11 protein-coding genes are annotated in these 12,520 nt (G+C 61.4%); 8 read left to right on the forward strand and 3 right to left on the reverse strand.

Annotation, left to right across the window (positions count from 1 at the left end):
- The 6 genes from ABJO61_RS01760 (at position 1) to ftsH (ending at position 7,633) form a co-directional block, all read left to right on the forward strand.
- A complete protein-coding gene (locus tag ABJO61_RS01760) occupies positions 1-822 on the forward strand; it encodes a hypothetical protein (RefSeq protein WP_348324880.1) in 822 nt (273 codons plus the stop codon).
- A 79-nt stretch (positions 823-901) separates the two neighbouring features.
- A complete protein-coding gene (gene tolB / locus ABJO61_RS01765; RefSeq protein ID WP_348324976.1) occupies positions 902-2,218 on the forward strand; it encodes a Tol-Pal system beta propeller repeat protein TolB in 1,317 nt (438 codons plus the stop codon).
- A 346-nt stretch (positions 2,219-2,564) separates the two neighbouring features.
- The gene (gene pal, locus ABJO61_RS01770; RefSeq protein ID WP_348324882.1) at positions 2,565-3,068 is read left to right on the forward strand and encodes a peptidoglycan-associated lipoprotein Pal; all 504 of its coding nucleotides are present in this window, start codon (positions 2,565-2,567) and stop codon (positions 3,066-3,068) included.
- Between the two features lie 300 nt (positions 3,069-3,368).
- Positions 3,369-4,169 carry a tol-pal system protein YbgF gene (gene ybgF, locus ABJO61_RS01775; RefSeq protein ID WP_348330636.1) on the forward strand — a complete coding sequence of 267 codons (801 nt, stop codon included), beginning with the start codon at positions 3,369-3,371 and terminating at the stop codon, positions 4,167-4,169.
- A 21-nt stretch (positions 4,170-4,190) separates the two neighbouring features.
- A complete protein-coding gene (gene tilS, locus ABJO61_RS01780; RefSeq protein ID WP_348324886.1) occupies positions 4,191-5,540 on the forward strand; it encodes a tRNA lysidine(34) synthetase TilS in 1,350 nt (449 codons plus the stop codon).
- Positions 5,541-5,716: 176 nt separating this feature from the next.
- Positions 5,717-7,633: an ATP-dependent zinc metalloprotease FtsH gene (ftsH, locus tag ABJO61_RS01785; protein ID WP_348324888.1), complete on the forward strand. Its 1,917-nt coding sequence runs from the start codon at positions 5,717-5,719 to the stop codon at positions 7,631-7,633.
- Between the two features lie 98 nt (positions 7,634-7,731).
- Here ftsH and ABJO61_RS01790 read toward each other — a convergent pair whose 3' ends face one another.
- From ABJO61_RS01790 to ABJO61_RS01800, 3 genes are all read right to left on the reverse strand, one after another.
- Positions 7,732-8,985, reverse strand: a complete 1,254-nt coding sequence (locus ABJO61_RS01790) for a cytochrome P450 (protein ID WP_348324890.1) — start codon at positions 8,983-8,985, stop codon at positions 7,732-7,734.
- A gap of 193 nt (positions 8,986-9,178) precedes the next feature.
- A complete protein-coding gene (locus ABJO61_RS01795) occupies positions 9,179-9,502 on the reverse strand; it encodes a 2Fe-2S iron-sulfur cluster-binding protein (protein ID WP_348324892.1) in 324 nt (107 codons plus the stop codon).
- Between the two features lie 14 nt (positions 9,503-9,516).
- Complete coding sequence (locus tag ABJO61_RS01800) at positions 9,517-10,782, reverse strand: cytochrome P450 (protein WP_348324894.1); 1,266 nt, start codon at positions 10,780-10,782, stop codon at positions 9,517-9,519.
- A 167-nt stretch (positions 10,783-10,949) separates the two neighbouring features.
- Between ABJO61_RS01800 and ABJO61_RS01805 the strand changes: the two genes are divergently transcribed.
- Positions 10,950-11,576, forward strand: a complete 627-nt coding sequence (locus tag ABJO61_RS01805; protein WP_348324896.1) for a TetR/AcrR family transcriptional regulator — start codon at positions 10,950-10,952, stop codon at positions 11,574-11,576.
- Positions 11,577-11,617: 41 nt separating this feature from the next.
- Positions 11,618-12,436 (forward strand): dihydropteroate synthase, encoded by an 819-nt coding sequence (gene folP / locus ABJO61_RS01810; protein ID WP_348324898.1) that lies wholly within the window; start codon positions 11,618-11,620, stop codon positions 12,434-12,436.
- Positions 12,437-12,520: the final 84 nt, after the last annotated feature.

A 12,520-nucleotide genomic window follows, 5' to 3' on the forward strand; every position in this document is an offset into this window, starting at 1 on the left:
ATGCGTAAACCGGTTCTCCTTTCGGCCGCGGCGCATGTGGTGATCGTGTCGCTCGCGCTTGTGGCGTTTCCTTCACCCGAGGAGCTTCCCTCGGTGCAGACGCGCGCGCTGCCGGTCGAACTCGTGACGATCGATCAGGTGACGAACCTGATGAGTACGAAAAAGGTCGAAAATCCGAAGCCGGTCGAGAAGCCGGAACCGCCGAAGCCGGAAGAGCCCGAGAAGCCGACGCCAGAACCGAAACCGGAACCGGAGCCCGCGCCTCCGCCGCCGGAGGAGAAGGCCGAGATTATTCCGGAAAAGAAGGTCGAGAAGAAAGAAGAGAAGCCGAAGCCGGTCGAGAAGAAGGTCGAAAAGAAACCGACGCCGCCAAAGAAGGAACCGGAGAAGAAATCCTTCGACCCGAACCAGATCGCGGCGCTGCTCGACAAGACGCCTGACACGGCGCGGAAGAGCGAGGCGCTGGAATCGACACAAGATTTCGAGTCGCCCGTGACCGACGATCCTTCGGCGGCAATGACGATGAGCGAGATCGATGCGGTGCGGCAGAAGGTTCAGCGTTGCTGGAACATTCGCGACTTCGCGGGCAGTGCGGACGCAGACAAGCTTGCGGCGACGATTAGCTTCTCGCTCAATCAAGACGGATCGCTTGCTGGCTTTCCGTCGATCGCAAAAACAAGTGGCGGATCGTTGTCGCGTCTTTTTGCCGAACGCGCCATTCAGGCCGTTCAGAAATGCGCCCCTTACGATTTTCTGCCGCCCGACAAATTTACAAGCTGGCGGGATATGAGGCTCTCATTCACTCTCTCTGAAATGATGTGAGCGGACGAAGCGAACCCGAAAGGCAGGAGAAGCCGAAATGGTTGAATTCCGAAATGTGATGATCGCTATTCGTGCGCTGATGCCGGCGCGGCCATTGATGGCGCTGGCTGCAATGATTGCGTTTGTTCTTGCTGCGCTGCCCGCAAGGGCCGAACTGCAGATCGATATCGGTCAGGGCAATGTCGAGCCGCTTCCCATCGCGATCACCGATTTTGTCGGTGGAACCGAGCAGGATTCGAAGGTTGGTGCCGACATCTCATCCGTCATCACCAACAATCTCGAACGCTCGGGCCTTTTCCGCCCGCTACCGAAGGCCTCCTTCATCGAGAAGATTTCCGACATCAACGTGCAGCCGCGCTTCGGCGACTGGCGCGTGATCAGTGGGCAGGCGCTGGTGACCGGTCAGACGCGCCTCGAATCCGATGGACGGCTTCGCGTTGAATTCCGTCTCTGGGACGTGCTCGGCGAACAGCAGATGACGGGACTTCAGTTCTTCACGACACCGGATAACTGGCGCCGCGTTGCACATCTCATCTCGGATGCGATCTACAAGCGGCTGACCGGTGAGGAAGGTTATTTCGACACCCGCATCGTCTATGTCTCGGAAACCGGACCGAAGAATGCGCGCGTGAAACGTCTCGCGATCATGGACCAGGACGGGCACAATCCGCGCATGCTGACGAACGGCAACGACCTCGTTCTCACGCCGCGCTTCAGCCCGAACTCGCAGGAGATTACCTATCTCGCCTACCGGAACGCCCGGCCGCGGGTCTATGTCCTCGACATCGAAACCGGCCAGCAGGAAGTGGTGGGCGAGTTCCCGGGCATGACCTTCGCGCCGCGTTTCTCGCCCGACGGGCAGAAGATCATCATGAGCCTTCAGCGCGGCGGCAATTCCGACATCTATACGATGGATCTGCGCAGCCGGCAGGTGACGCGCCTGACCAATACCGCCGCCATCGATACGGCGCCGAGCTATTCGCCCGACGGGCGGCAAGTCACGTTCGAATCGGACCGCGGCGGCTCCCAGCAGGTCTATGTCATGGACGCTAACGGCTCGAACCAGCGCCGCATCAGCTTCGGGCAGGGCAGCTACGCCACCCCGGTCTGGTCGCCGCGTGGCGATCTCATTGCCTTCACCAAGATATCGGGCGGCCGGTTCGTGATCGGTGTGATGCGGCCGGACGGGACGGGTGAGCGCATTCTGACCGAGGGCTATCACAATGAAGGCCCCACATGGGCGCCGAATGGCCGCTTGCTGATGTTCTTCCGCGAGACGCGCGGCGCGCAGGGCGGCCCCGGGCTCTGGTCGGTCGATGTGACCGGTTATAACGAGCGGCCCGTGCCGGCTACGACCATGGCGTCGGACCCGGCCTGGTCACCGCGGATTCAGTAAGGAATACAAGTATTCGGAGTGGACCGGTTGCGTGACTGCTTCATTCATGATGTAAAAATGTCACTTAACCTTGGCTGAAAAGTCGCATGATATTTGTTGCTTCTTGCCTGATACTCCGTTGCTAGCTAGTATCGTGTTGCGGTACAGCAACCCCAGCGTCGGCCAATTGCGGGCGACGTAAATTTCGGTCTGGAACGATGCCGGTCCGAAAAGGTTCTCTAGCATGATGCTGCCTCCGGTAGTCGGGTCTGGGCCCGTTTTACTGCGGGGGCTGCACGTGCAAGAGTGTCTATTCAATGGAGCGCTGAGGCGCCATGGCCGCTGAGATCAAAAGGAGATCACCCGAATGAAGTCCCCGAATGCTGGCCTGCGGTTTGCCGCCGTGGCTGCTGCTTTCCTTATGCTTGCCGCTTGCTCGTCGACCGATGAGAATGCCGGTGCGAACACCTCTCCCTCCTCGTCGTCCAGCACGATCGCGCCGGGCTCGCAGGAAGACCTCGTTGCCAATGTCGGCGACCGCGTTTTCTTCGACACCGACCGCTCTTCGCTCAGCGATGAAGCCCGTGCGACCCTGCAGCGTCAGGCCGCGTGGATGGAGCTTTACCCGAACCTGACCTTCACGCTTGAAGGTCATGCCGACGAACGCGGCACGCGCGAATACAACCTTGCGCTGGGTGGCCGCCGTGCCAACTCCGCGAAGGATTATCTCGTGAGCCTCGGCGTCGATGGCGGCCGTCTCAACACCGTGTCCTACGGTAAAGAGCGTCCGGTCTGCCTCGAATCCAATGAGAATTGCTGGGCCCAGAACCGTCGCGCCGTGACGGTTGTTGCCTCCGGCGCCGCGAGCTAAGCGGCGCTTAGCGAATCCGGGTTCGCAAGAGAATAAGAAGCGCTCTTCCGCCCTGCGCGGAAGGGCGCTTTTTTGTTGCCGTCCCTAATTCCGGCCGATGCGGTTATCTTGGATGCCGCAATTTGGTCGCGTTTGATTTTAAGATAGCGTCTTGATCACAAACCCGAACGGGAGGTTCGATTGCGGCCCGATCGTCGTTCTTTGAAAACCGTCTTTCTCCACGCCGCCGCGGCAGCGCTTGTTGGCATGCCGCTCATAGCAGCTGGAACCGCGCATGCGCAGGATACGGACCCGCGTGCCATGGCAAATCGTATCGACAGGATCGAGCGCGAGATTTCCGATCTTCAGCGCCAGGCGTATAGCGGTGGCGGCTCGTCCGGCTCGCCGGTTGTGATGGAGAGCGGGGCCGGTGCGGCCAATCTTCAGGCCCGCGTCGTCGAGCTTGAGGACCAGGTGCGCGCACTGAATGGCCGTCTGGAAGAGGCGAACCACCGGGCCGAGACGCTTGCGCGCAATCTCGAAGCCTTCAGGCAGGATGTGGATCTTCGTTTCCGCGATCTCGGTGCTGCTTCTGCTCCTGCGGGTGCTTCTGCGGGCGGAGAGGGTGGGGCGCAGTCTTCCGCCGCGCCCGCCCAAGGGACGCTCGGCGCGGCCTCTCCCGCAGGTTCCCCCGGGGCGGCGGCCGGTGGCGGTTCGGCTCCCTCGGTGCTGCCGAACGGTACGCCCGAAACGCAGTATGATTTTGCAATCGATCTCATGAAGCGCGGGCAGTACGACAAGGCGCGTGGTGCCTTCGAGGAATTTCTCCAGCTTCATCCCAAGCATGCGCTTGCGGGCAATGCGCAATACTGGCTTGGCGAAACCTTCTACGCGCAGAACGACTACAAGCGCGCGGGCGATGCTTTCCTCACCGGCTACACGACCTATGCGTCGAGCAGCAAGGCGCCGGACAGCTTGCTCAAGCTCGGTATGAGCCTCGCCGCGCTCGACAACAAGGATGCGGCCTGTACGGTCTGGGGCGAGCTTGGCTCGAAGTTCCCGCAGGCTTCGCCTTCGGTCGTGGCCCGCGCGAAGCTTGAGCGGCAAAAAGCCGGTTGCTGATTATTCATGTCGGAGGGGGAAATGAACGCGGAGGATGAAACCGCGCGCCCTTCTTCCCCTGTTACGGCCTCTCCCGTCACGGCCTCTCCCGTTTCGGCGGCGGAGTTCGCTGCCTGCATGGTCTCCCTTGATCCGGGAAAGGGCGTAGCGGTCGCCCTGTCGGGCGGGCCGGATTCGCTTGCGCTTCTTGTTCTTGCGGCGCGTTGGGCCGCTCGGCGCAAGAGCACGTCGCTTTACGCTTTTACCGTCGATCATGGGCTGCGTCCGGCTTCTGCTCGCGAGGCGAAAATTGCGGCCCGGTTCTCGGCGAAGCTCGGTGTCCCTCATCGTATTTTGAAGTGGAAGGGCGGAAAGCCGGCCAGCGGTATTCAGGCCGCCGCGCGCGATGCGCGTTACCGGCTGCTTCTCGCTGCTTGCCGCGAAGCGGGTGTGGCGGATCTTCTGGTCGCCCACCATCTCGAAGATCAGGCGGAGACCTTTCTTCTCCGGCTTGCGCGGGGGAGCGGCGTGGATGGGCTTTCCGGCATGACGGCATCGCGGCCTCTTTCTGCCGAGAAGCCTGAAGTGCGTCTCCTGCGTCCCCTGCTCGATTTTCCGAAGGTCAGACTGGCGGCAACAGTGGCGAAGGCGGGTTTCACGCCGATCCTGGACCCGAGCAACGAGGATGAACGCTTCGACAGGGTGAAGATGCGCAACGCTCTTTCCGTTCTCGCGCCGCTCGGGCTTGATGCCGGGCAGCTTGCCCGCACGGCCGCCCGGATGGGGCGGGCCCGCGAAGCGCTGGAAAGGCAGACAGGGGCGCTCCTCTCTGCGCATGCCGCGCTCTCACCCTTCGGCTTTGTAGAGATGAGGGTGGAACCTTTTGCCGCCGCACCGCCGGAAATCGGGCTGCGGGCGCTTGCAGCCCTCATGTCTATTGTCGGGGGCGGGCACTATGCGCCGCGTCTGGCCGCGCTTGAAGCCGTCCATGCCGCAATCGGCAAGCGGGAGCTTGGCCGGGGGCGGACGCTTGGCGGCGTCAAGCTGGCGCTGAAGGGAGAGACCCTTGTTGTGACCCGGGAGGTGGCGGCGGCGCTGAAATCACCGTCTCTTTCGCTCAAACAGGGCGGGCAGGGGCTTTGGGACGAAAGGTTCCATGTATCGTTTGTGAAGGCGCCACGCGGCCAGTGCGTCGAGGTGCGCGCGCTGGGTGCGCAGGGTCTTGCCGCTCTTCGCGCAGCGAAAATGGCCCTTCCAGCGGTGCCGAGCGCCGTTCTTCAGGCCCTGCCGGGCTTCTGGCAGCACGATAAATTGCTTGCCGCGCCCCAATTGGGGACGCTGCGCCCCGACGTCGAGGCCCATGTGGCGCTCGGCCGCACACTCCCCCCATAGCTCGGCAAACCGGCGAGAAATGCCCGAATGTGAGGCAAACAAACGGGTGCTGGTACTTGGTAAACCTTTCTATGGTCACTATCTTCTCTTAGATTAGAAACACTCGAGAAGCGGCGGTGCATCTGGCACGCACCCTGCAAAGTAGCGCCTGTCGTCAGGTAAAAAGGTAAAAGCTCTTGTCCAATTTCAAGAATTTCGCTGTCTGGGTTCTTGGCGCGCTGCTTCTGGTGGCGCTGTTCAATCTCTTCCAGAACCCCTCGCCGCAGAATGCCTCCGGCACCGAGATCACTTTCTCGCGCCTGCTGGCGGACGTCGACTCCGGCAGCGTGAGCGAAGTCACCATTCAAGGCGAGAAGATCAGCGGCACCTATTCTGACGGTCGCAAGTTCTCGACTTTCGCGCCGCAGGATCCCTCGCTGGTCGACCGTCTCTACAACAAGGGCGTCACGATCACCGCCAAGCCGACAGATGACAACGTACCCTCGTTGCTCGGTGTTCTTGTTTCCTGGTTCCCGATGCTGCTGCTTATCGCGGTCTGGATTTTCTTCATGCGCCAGATGCAGGGCGGTGGCGGCAAGGCCATGGGCTTCGGCAAGTCCAAGGCGAAGCTGCTGACCGAACGGCATGGCCGCGTGATGTTCGACGACGTTGCGGGCATTGACGAGGCGAAGGACGACCTCACCGAGATCGTCGACTTCCTCCGCGACCCGGCGAAGTTTCAGCGCCTTGGCGGCCGCATTCCGAAGGGCGTGCTGCTCGTCGGTCCTCCCGGCACGGGCAAGACGCTTCTCGCGCGCGCCATCGCAGGCGAGGCCAATGTTCCCTTCTTCACGATTTCCGGTTCGGATTTCGTCGAGATGTTCGTCGGCGTCGGCGCGAGCCGTGTGCGCGACATGTTCGAGCAGGCGAAGAAGAACGCGCCCTGCATCATCTTCATCGACGAAATCGATGCGGTGGGCCGTCATCGCGGCGCCGGTCTGGGCGGCGGGAATGACGAACGCGAGCAGACGCTGAACCAGTTGCTTGTCGAGATGGACGGTTTCGAGCCGAACGAGGGCATCATCCTCATTGCGGCGACCAACCGGCCGGACGTGCTCGACCCCGCGCTGCTGCGCCCGGGCCGCTTCGACCGCCAGGTCGTGGTGCCGAACCCGGATGTCATCGGCCGCGAAAAGATCCTCAAGGTCCACATGAAAAAGGTGCCGCTGGCGCCGGATGTCGAGCCGCGCACGATCGCGCGCGGTACGCCGGGCTTCTCGGGCGCCGATCTGGCCAACCTCGTCAACGAGGCTGCGCTCATGGCGGCTCGCCGCGGCAAGCGCCTCGTCACCATGGCCGAGTTCGAGGATGCGAAAGACAAGGTCATGATGGGCGCGGAACGCCGCTCCATGGTCATGACGGAAGAAGAAAAGAAGCTCACGGCCTATCATGAAGGTGGTCATGCGCTGGTTGCTCTTCACATGCCGGCCTCTGATCCGATCCACAAGGCGACGATCATTCCGCGCGGACGTGCGCTCGGCATGGTGATGCGCCTGCCGGAACGCGACCAGATTTCGGTGACGCGCGGCAAGCTCCAGGCCGACCTTGCGGTTGCGATGGGCGGGCGTATCGCCGAGGAAGTCATCTTCGGGCACGACAAGGTAACGTCGGGCGCGTCATCCGATATCGCGATGGCGACCAAGATGGCGAAGGCGATGGTTACGCGCTGGGGCATGAGCGACAAGCTCGGGCCGCTCGCCTATGGCGAGAACGAGGAAGAAGTCTTTCTCGGCCATTCTGTCGCGCGGACCCAGAACATGTCGGAAGAGACGCAACGCACGATCGACTCGGAAGTGCGGCGCATCGTCGATGAAGGCTACGATACGGCAAAGAAGATTCTCGCCGATCACATCGACGAATTGCACATCATCGCCAAGGGCTTGCTGGAATACGAAACGCTTTCGGGCGACGAGATCCAGAACCTTCTCAAGGGCGAACCGCCGGTCCGCGATCGCGGCGAACCGGAAAAGCCCGCCGAAGGTCCGACCTCCTCGGTCCCGGTTTCGGGAGGGAATGGTCCGGTTGGTGCGCCGCCAGCCCCGCAGGGAACATAAAGCCCCGCAGGGAACGAAAAAACGCCGCGACAGCGGAATGAAAAAGGGAGGCTCCGGCCCCCTTTTTGCTGTTCTTTGCTGTTCGTGACTGTCTCGCGTCAGGCGTGCAGCTTTACCGGCATATAGGCGTAACCGCGCACGAAGTTGGAGCGGACGCGTTCCGGCTCCTTCAGCACTTCGATATGGGAGAAGCGCGCGAGTATTTCCTCCCAGAGAATCCTCAACTGCATTTCAGCCAGCCGGTTGCCGACGCAGCGATGAACGCCGAAGCCGAAGGAGAGATGCTGGCGCGGACGGGCGCGGTCGATGATGAGTTCTTCCGGCCGTTCGATCGCGTCTTCGTCACGATTGCCGGACAGGTACCACATCACCACCTTGTCGCCTTTCTTGATCGTCTTGCCGCCGATCTCGTGGTCTTCCATCGCCGTGCGGCGCATATGGGCGAGCGGCGTCTGCCAGCGGATCACTTCCGGCACCATCGTATCGATGAGTGCGTGATTGGCTTTCAGCTTTTCGAATTCCTTCGGAAAGCGGTTGAGCGCCAGCACACTGCCCGTCATCGAGTTGCGCGTGGTGTCGTTGCCGCCGACAATCAGCAGCAGAATATTCCCGAGGAATTCTTCCGGCGGCATGTTCCGTGTCGCGGGCGAATGGGCGAGCATCGAGATAAGGTCATTGCCCGGTTTCTTCGCGTTCACGCGCTGGTTCCACAAGGTCATGAAGCTCGCAGCGCATTTCTGAAGTTCCTTCGTGCGCTGCTCCCAGCTATCGATGATGCCGCTGCCCGGTTCGGCGGTTGTGACGTCGGACCATCGCGTCAGCTTGCGGCGCTCTTCAAAGGGGAAATCGAACAGCGTCGCGAGCATTTGCGTCGTGAGTTCGATGGACACGTTATCCACCCAGTCGAATTCCTCGCCGACCGGCAGACGGTCGAGAATGTTCTGCATCCGCTCGCGGATCGTCTTTTCCAGCACCATGAGATTGCTCGGCGCGACGATGGGACTGACCGTCTTGCGCTGGGCATCGTGGTCCGGCGGGTCCATGGTGATGAAGCTGCGCAGAGGCAGACCTTCGCTGCGCACGTTATTGTCGTCGATGATGATGCCGCCGACGCCTGCTTCCGACGAAAACACCTGGTGATTGGTGTCGACCGCCATGATGTCGTTGTATTTGGTGATCGACCAATAAGAGCCATAGGCGCTTTCCGCGCAGTAGTGCACGGGGTCTTCCTTGCGCAATCTCGCAAAGTACTCGCCTACCGTGTCGCTTACAAAAAGGTCCGGGTTGCTTACATCAATCTTGTCGAGGGGAACGGACAGGGCGGGGCTGGCATCAAGCGTTGCAGTGCTCATTTCTCTCTCCCACAGATTTTTCAGTCTTGTTCTTGTGTTTATTAGCGCCGCTCCAGGGGGGTGATGTCAATACGGGGTTCGTAGCCGCAATACGCATTTTCGGCGGTTTTCGCCGTAAAACTGCGCAGTGCCGAAATAAAAAGGGAGGTTCTTTCGAACCTCCCTCTTCCCTGTCCGGCGTCTCCCGATGCCGTCAGTGCTGCTTCTCCGGCAGCTTCAGAATCAGCCCGTCGAGGTTGTCGGCGATCACGATCTGGCAGGCGAGGCGGCTTTGCCCGGTCACGTCTTCGGCAAATTCCAGCATGCTCTGCTCCAGTCCTTCTGCCGCCGGTCCTGTCCTGCCGATCCATTCAGGGTCGACATAGACGTGGCAGGTCGCGCATGCGGCGGCACCGCCGCAATCGCCATCAATGCCGGGAACGCCGTTCTTTACTGCGGCTTCCATGGCGGAGATGCCAGGATCGGCTTCCACCGCATATTCGGTTCCGTTTGCGTCGATGTATTTGATCAGGGTCATACCGGTCCTCCGTCTCAGGCGTGTAGCCGCACGGGCATTCGGGCATAGCCGCGCACGAAATTGGAACGAACGCGCGCAGGTTCCGCCATGACCTCGATACGGCTGAAGCGCTTCAGGATTTCCTCCCAGAGAATCTTCAACTGCATCTCCGCCAGCCTGTTGCCGACGCAGCGGTGAACACCAAAGCCAAAGGAGAGGTGCTGGCGCGGACGTTCGCGGTCGATGATGAAATCGTCGGGCCGGGTAATCGCGTCTTCATCGCGATTGCCGGAGACGTACCACATCACCACCTTGTCGCCCTTGCGGATAGTCTTGCCGCCGACAACGGCATCGGTCAGCGCCGTGCGGCGCATATGCGCAAGCGGCGTCTGCCACCGGATGATTTCCGGCACCATGCTGTCGATAAGCCGGGGATTGGCTTTCAGTTTTTCAAACTCCGCAGGGTTTTCGTGCAAGGCAAGGACACCGCCGGTCATTGAATTTCGCGTCGTGTCGTTGCCGCCGACGATCAGCAGAAGCACGTTGCCCAGATAATTCTGGGGAGTCATGTCGTGGGTCGCGGGCGAATGCGCCAGCATGGAAACGAGGTCCATGCCCGGATTTTCGAGACGCTCGTTCCAGAGCCCCTGAAAGCATTCTGCGCATTCCATGATTTCGCTTGTGCGCTGTTCCCAGCTATCGACGATGCCGCTGCCCGGCTCTGCGGTAGCGACATCGGACCAGCGGGTGAGCTTGCGGCGATCCTCGAAGGGGAAGTCGAAGAGCGTTGCGAGCATCTGTGTCGTCAGTTCGATCGATACCGTGTCGACCCAGTCGAACTCTTCGCCAACCGGCAGGCCGTCAAGGACGCGGCCGACTCGTTCGCGGATCGTCCCTTCGAGCTTGGCGAGATTGGAAGGCGCGACGATGGGGCTGACGGCCTTTCGCTGTTCGTCGTGCTTCGGCGGGTCCATGGCAATGAAGTTCGGCAGATCGATCGCGCCTTCGGCGCTGCTTTTCTGGATACCGTCTTCGATGATGATGCCGCCGAGCCCGGCTTCCGAGGAGAATACCTGGTGGTTCGTATCCACCGTCATGATGTCCTTGTATTTCGTGATCGACCAATAGGGGCCATAGGCGCTGTCGGTGCAGTAATGCACCGGGTCTTCGCGGCGCAGGCGGCGGAAATAGTCGCCCTCTACGTTGCGCTCAAAGAGTTCGGGTCTGCTCACGTCGATCTGATCGAGGGGCAAACTTGCGGCTTCGGTCGTATCTTGAATGGCGGATGCGATAGCGGTCATGGCGTTCCCTCCCGGCTGCCTTGGTTCACTATTGAGTAATATATCAATAGCTATTGAGCCCAGAGTCAATATGGATTGAAATAACCTATCGCCTTGGCTGCCGCTCGCTGTCCGCCCGTCTATACTTGCCGCAGAAATCAGCCGATTCCCGAGGGAGAACCTGTCTTGTGACCCGTCCTGCCAGAACCGTCCGCACGAGGCTCACGCCGGAAGCGCGCCGTGCGCAGCTTCTCGAATGTGCCTTGGCGGCCTTCGCGGAGAACGGTCTGGCGCGGGCCACGCATAGCCATGTCGCCGAGCGGGCGGGTGTTTCGGTCCCGGCGGTTCACTCCTATTTCCGGACGCGGGAGGATCTCGTGGCCGCCGTCCTCGGCGAGGTCGAGGCTTATTTGATTGAGGTCGTCTCCACCGCGCTTGGCGGGCGCAAATCCGTTCAACAGGCGCTCCGGTCGCTTGCGGTCAACTTCTCCAATGCGGCCAGGGAGAAGCCCGACATAATCAAGGTCTGGCTCGACTGGAGTACGGGCGTACGGGCGGATGTCTGGCCGCGCTACATGGCGTTGCTGGACCGCTTGCACGGAATTGCGCAGCAGCTTCTCGAGCGGGGCAAGCAGGAGGGTGTCATCCCGCCCGCGCTGAATGCCAGGGCGGCGGCGCGCGCCTATCTTGGCGGCGGTCACACCGTTGCGCTCATGAAATTCTCGGGAGCAACGCCGCGTGAATTCGATGCGGTGATCGAACATCTCGTGCGCAGTGCCATGGGGCTCGGTGCAGGGGAAGACCTGCCCGACTGAGCTTTTTTCGTCGCCTGAGGAAGGCCGTGCTAGAACAAGCCATGCGCCAGCGCCCCCTTATTTTCGGCATCGTCAACATCACGCCGGACAGCTTTTCCGATGGCGGGAAATACCTCGCTGCCGATGCCGCCATCGCTCATGCGCGCAGGCTGGTGAAGGAGGGTGCGGATGTGATCGATCTCGGCCCCGCCTCGTCGAACCCGGATGCGGCGCCTGTGCCGGCCGAAGAAGAGATCCACCGCCTCGCGCCTGTCATCGAGGCGCTGGCGAGCGAAGGCATCCCGCTCTCCATCGACAGCTTTCGTTCCGAGACGCAGGGCTTTGCGCTTGCGTATGGCGCGTCTTTCCTCAACGACATTCGCGGCTTTGCGGATGCGGCTTTCTATCCTTCTCTGGCCGCAAGCCACGCGAAGCTCGTTCTCATGCATTCGATCCAGCGCGAGGGTAATGCCGACCGGCGCGAGGCGCCCGAGGGCGATATCGTGGAGCATGTGAGCGCCTTCTTCGCAGCGCGGCTCGCGGCGCTTGAAGCGGCGGGCATCGCCCGCGACCGGCTCGTCCTCGATCCGGGCATGGGGTTCTTTCTGGGGCCGAAGCCGGAAACTTCCTTCGAGGTTCTCTCGCGCATAGATGAACTCTGCGAGCGTTTCGGGTTGCCGGTCTTCATCTCCGTCTCGCGGAAATCCTTTCTGCGGGCGGTCACAGGCCGTGCGCCGGGGGAGGCGGGGGCGGCAACGCTCGCCGCCGAGCTTCTGGCCGTCCAGCGGGGGGCGGCGATGATTCGAACCCATGAACCGGCACCCCTTGCCGATGCACTGGCCGTCATGGCCCGCTTCGAGACGCCTTTCGGCGGGCTCTGAAAGATTTGGCAAGAATTATTTAACTGCAATCGGCGCATAGATTCCTATATTCGCCACATATTGTTTGCATGACAGTTTCGTAGG

It is taken from the genome of Parvibaculum sp., from assembly GCF_039973015.1.
Lineage (GTDB): Bacteria > Pseudomonadota > Alphaproteobacteria > Parvibaculales > Parvibaculaceae > Parvibaculum.